The organism is Nocardia sp. NPDC024068 (assembly GCF_040638875.1).
GTDB lineage: Bacteria > Actinomycetota > Actinomycetes > Mycobacteriales > Mycobacteriaceae > Nocardia.
Genome location: NZ_JBEZYU010000114.1, coordinates 1 through 4,627, shown reverse-complemented (window position 1 = coordinate 4,627; position 4,627 = coordinate 1). Strand labels below are relative to the sequence as shown.

The following is a 4,627-nucleotide window of genomic DNA, read 5'->3' as shown; positions in this document are numbered from 1 at the left end:
GCGCTCGGCGCGGAGGTGATCGCCGTGGCGTCCTCGGCGGCGAAACTGGCCTCCGCGCGGTCCTATGGGGCGGCGCATCTGATCGACCACCGCGCCTGAACTCGGCACAGCGAGGGTGGCCTGGTGACTAAAGGGACGCATCCGGATGAGAACCGGGTGGCAGAGGCGTGGAGGGACGCCGACGCCGAGGGGTATCCGGTATCGGGTGGAGCTCGGCGTAGAAACCCGACCACTGCCGACACATTCGCATGGGCTCCCTCCACCGATCAGCCCATCCTCCGTGCCGAGTTCAGCGAGGCCCTTGGAGGGTTGCGGGCCGTCCCGTGTTTCAGCGCCCGAAGCGAGGCGGCGAAGCCGCGAGTCTCGGGCGCTGAAACACGGGACACCAGGGGCCCGCAACCCCGCCCCGCCGGAGGCGGGGCCAATCAACGCAGCACCGTGCGGGAGATGGCGTATTTGTGGACTTCGGTGGGGCCGTCGTAGAGGCGGAAGGGGCGCATATCGCGGAAGATCATTTCGACGACCGTTTCGTCGCTGACACCGATTCCGCCGAGGATCTGGACGCAGCGGTCGGCGACCTTGAACAGTTCCTCCGAGACGAACGATTTCGCCATCGAGCTCTCGTGGCGGGCTTTTTCGCCCTGGTCCATCAGCCAGCAGGCGTGCCAGATGGTGAGGCGGCACTGGTGTAGGGCGATTTCGTTATCGGCGATCATGAAGGACACGCCCTGGTGTTCTCCGAGGGTTTTGCCGAAGGCGGTGCGGGTTTTCGCATGGTCGATCGCGATGCTCTGCGCGCGTTCGGCGGCGCCGAGCCAGCGCATGCAGTGGGTGAGCCGGGCGGGGGCCAGCCGCAGCTGTGCGTAGCGCAGGGCCTGGCCGGCTTCGCCCAGCAGTGCCGACTGCGGCAGGGTGAGGTTGTCGAAGCGGACGACGCAGTGCCCGGCGACGTAGTTGCGGTCCATGGTGTTCATGGTGCGTTCGATGACGATGCCGGGCTGATCACCGTCGGTGAGGAACAGGGTGGGGCCCGAGGGCAGGTGCGGGTTGTCCTCGAGCCGGGCCATGATGATCCAGGTCTTCGCGCCGTTGGCGCCGGTGATGAGCCATTTGCGGCCTTCGATGGTGAAGTTCTCGCCGTCGAAGGTGGCGGTGGTGGATAGCTGGCCGGGGTCGGATCCGGCGCCGTCGGGTTCGGTCATCGCGAATACCGAGCGCTGGTGGCCGTCGATAACGGGCTGGAGGTAGCGTTCGGTCTGGTCCGGGTTCGCGATCTTGGCGAGCAGGAACATATTGCCCTCGTCCGGTGCCGCGCAGTTCATGGCGACCGGGCCCAGCGTGGACCAGCCGGCGGCCTCGTAGAGGACGGCCTGTTCGATATGGGTCAGGCCGCGGCCGCCGAGTGCGGTGGGGGCCTGGATGGTGAGCAGTTTCTCGGCGCGGGCCAGTTCCACGAGTTCTTGCCGGAGTTCGTCGGTGGGGCCGTGCGCGGTGAGTCGGGGGTCCCGCTCGTAGGGGACGATCTTTTCGGCGACGAAGCGGCGGATCCGGTCCCGTTCGGTGGCGAGGTCGGCGGGAATCGTGAAGTCGATCATCTGTGGTCACCTTCGTTCCGGGAGCAGTGGGTCGAGCATACGAAACCCACCCTCCCGGACTGAAGGCACATGCCCTCAAGTTCGGCGGCGCGCTATCGCACCCGGGCGACCTGGCGTTGCCGGGCTCCGATCACCCGGCAGACCAGGTAGATCACGAAGGAGATGGTGGTGACGAAGGTGGAGACCGGGGCGCCCGGGGCCAGTGACAGCAGGATTCCGCCGACGGCGGAGATCTCGGCGAAGAGCACCGCGAGCAGGGTGGCCCGCACCGGATCGGCGGTCAGCTGGCCCGCCGCCGCGGCCGGGGTGATCAGCAGCGCCAGCACCAGCAGCGCGCCGACGATCTGCACACCGAACGCCGCCGTGATGCCCAGCATCACCGCGAACAGGATGGACAGTGCGCGGACCGGGACGCCGCGCGCGACGGCTACCTCGGGGTCGGTACTGGCGAACAGCAGCGGACGATAGACGACCGCCAGGACCGCCAAGACCGCGGCGGTGCAGGTGGCCAGGAGCGTGAGCCCGCCGAATCCGACACTCACCACCTGGCCGGTGAGCAGCGAGAACTTCGACCCGGCGCGTTCGGGACCGAGCCACAGGAACAGCACCGAGAGGCCGAGGCCGAAGGAGAGCACCACCGCGATCACCGAGTCGCGTTCCCGTGCGCGGGTGCCGAGGACACCGAACAGCACGGCCGCTACCACCGATCCGACGATCGCGCCGAGTCCGACACCCGCCCCGACCAGCAGCGCGGCGGCCGCACCCGTCAGCGACAACTCGCTGGTGCCGTGTACCGCGAACGACATCTGCCGGCTGATGATCAATGGGCCGATGACTCCGGCCAGCAGGCCCAGCAGTGCCGCGGCGATCACCGCCTGCTGGACGAAGTCGTAACCGAGTAGATGGACGGTGGTCCGGAGATCGAAGATCTCGGCCAGCACGTCGGTGAGCTGGTTCATCCACGTGCCTGTTCGGTCTGGCGCACGGGTCCGGCCACCGCCGGGTCCGCCGCTCGGTGCGGAGTGCCGGGGTCGCCGTGGCAGTGGGAGCCCGCGGTGCCGAGGGCGTCCATGGTGTCACCGGTGCCGACCACGACCAGCCGGCCGCGGACCCGCAGCACATCGACTTCGGTCTGGTAGAGCTCCGACAGCACCGCCGAGGTCATGACCTCGTCCGGAGTGCCGATACGGAATTTCCCGTCCACGAGGTAGAGCACTCGGTCCACCAGCGGCAGGATCGGGTTGATCTCGTGAGTGACGAACAGCACCGCGGTTCCGTGCTCGCGGCGCCGGGCGTCGATCAGCCCCGACACCAATTGCTGGCTGGCCAGGTCGAGACTGAGCAGCGGCTCGTCGCAGAGCAGCACCGTGGGGTCGCCGACGAGGGCCTGCGCCACCCGCAATCGCTGCTGCTCGCCGCCGGACATGCTTTCCAGCGATGACTTGGCGAATGTCTGGGCGCCCACATCGGCGATGGCGGCGGCTACCTTGCGGCGGCGTTCGGCCCGCGCGCGCAGACCGAGGCCCCAGCGGTGCCCGTCGACGCCCAGGCCGACGAGGTCGGTGCCGCGCAGCTGCACTCCGGCGTCGATGGTGCGCTGCTGCGGTATGTAGCCGATATCGGGATGCCCGGCGCGCGGCGCGGCCCCGGCGATACGGGCGCTGCCCGAGGACAGTGCGAGTTGCCCCAGCAGTACCCGCAGCAGCGACGTCTTTCCCGACCCGTTCGGTCCGAGCACCGCGATGAACTCACCGCGGCCGACGCTCAGGTCCAGCTCCCGCCACAGTGTCCGGTCGCCGAACGCGAGCGTGGCCGCGTCGAGCCGGACGGCGGGCGTTTCGCCGGGCACCGGCGCGGAATCCGGCGCCGAGCCGTTCCGGGCGGCCGATCCGTTGGCGTGAACCGCCCCATCGACCGCGGGTGCGGCACGGTGGCCCGCAGGCGCGGTATCGCTCATTGCATCCATCCGTTCGTCGCGGCCCGGCTCAGCCGAGGGCCTCGGCCAGGGCCTGGGCGTTCTGTGTCTGCCACGCCACGAAATCGAGCCCGGCCGGCAGCGTCTCGGTCACCTCGACCACCGGAATCCCGGCGGCCTCGGCCGCCGCCCGCAGGCCCTCGCTCACCTTGTCCTCGGTCTGGACGTTGTAGACCAGCACCTGGATCTTTTTCCCGGTGATCAGATCGCGGGTCGCCGCGACCGCCGCGGGCGCCGGATCGGTTTCCTGCTCGATCGCTTCCTGATAGTCACGCGGCGTCCGGTCGACGGTACCCGCGTCCTGCAGCAGGTAGTACGCCAGCGGCTCGGTTTGCAGCACCGTGGCGCCGGGCCGATCGGCCGCGATCCGGTCGGTCTGCGCGGTCACCTGGGAGACCCGCCCGGTGAACTGGTCCGCCCGGTCCGCATAGGCCTGCGCGTGCTCCGGATCGATCTCGGCCAGCGCCGACCCGATCTGCCCCGCCACCGCGGCCACGGTCTCCATGTCGTACCAGACGTGTTCGTTGGCATCGTCCCGGATCGCCGCGTCCCGGGCCGCGACGGCCTCCACGGTCCGCTTATCCCGGCCCTCGATCGCCTTGCTGATGAATTCGTCGTAGTGCCCGCCGTTGTAGACCACCAGATCGGCATCACTGAGCTGCGCGGATTCCGCCGCGGAGGTCTCGTGTGAATGCGGGTCGGCGGCCGGGTCGGAGATGATCGCGGATACGTCGGCATCGGGCCCCGCCACCGCACCGGCGATATCGGCCCATACATTGGTCGAGGCGACCACCGAAGGCTTACCGGAATCACCCCCCGCACCCCCACAGGCGGTGAGCATCGCGGCAGCCGCCACCCCCACCGAGAGAACCAGGGCACCACGGACGGACTTCAAGGACACGGGTCTACCTACCACCAGAGTTAATGGAAATCGTTTCCGTTTCACTTTAGCAGTGTTTATTGGCGCGCTGGCGCGCGCGGGGTTCGGCCCCCTGAGCGTCTGCTGTCAGCGCTCGAGACTCGTGGCTTCGCCACATGCGCTTCGAGCACTGACAGC

General features: G+C 68.9%; 4 protein-coding genes. All 4 read right to left on the bottom strand.

Annotated elements, in window-relative coordinates; translation table 11 throughout:
- Window positions 1–425: 425 nt before the first annotated feature.
- Entirely contained in the window at window positions 426–1,595 is a 1,170-nt protein-coding gene (locus tag AB0F41_RS31425; RefSeq protein ID WP_357430202.1) for an acyl-CoA dehydrogenase, read from the bottom strand.
- A gap of 92 nt (window positions 1,596–1,687) precedes the next feature.
- A complete protein-coding gene (locus tag AB0F41_RS31420; protein WP_357430200.1) occupies window positions 1,688–2,554 on the bottom strand; it encodes a metal ABC transporter permease in 867 nt (288 codons plus the stop codon).
- Window positions 2,551–3,552 carry a metal ABC transporter ATP-binding protein gene (locus AB0F41_RS31415; protein WP_357430198.1) on the bottom strand — a complete coding sequence of 334 codons (1,002 nt, stop codon included), beginning with the start codon at window positions 3,550–3,552 and terminating at the stop codon, window positions 2,551–2,553. Before AB0F41_RS31415 ends, AB0F41_RS31420 begins: the two co-directional genes overlap by 4 nt.
- 28 nt (window positions 3,553–3,580) lie before the next feature.
- Window positions 3,581–4,411: a zinc ABC transporter substrate-binding protein gene (locus AB0F41_RS31410; RefSeq protein WP_357430204.1), complete on the bottom strand. Its 831-nt coding sequence runs from the start codon at window positions 4,409–4,411 to the stop codon at window positions 3,581–3,583.
- Between the last annotated feature and the right edge of the window lie 216 nt (window positions 4,412–4,627).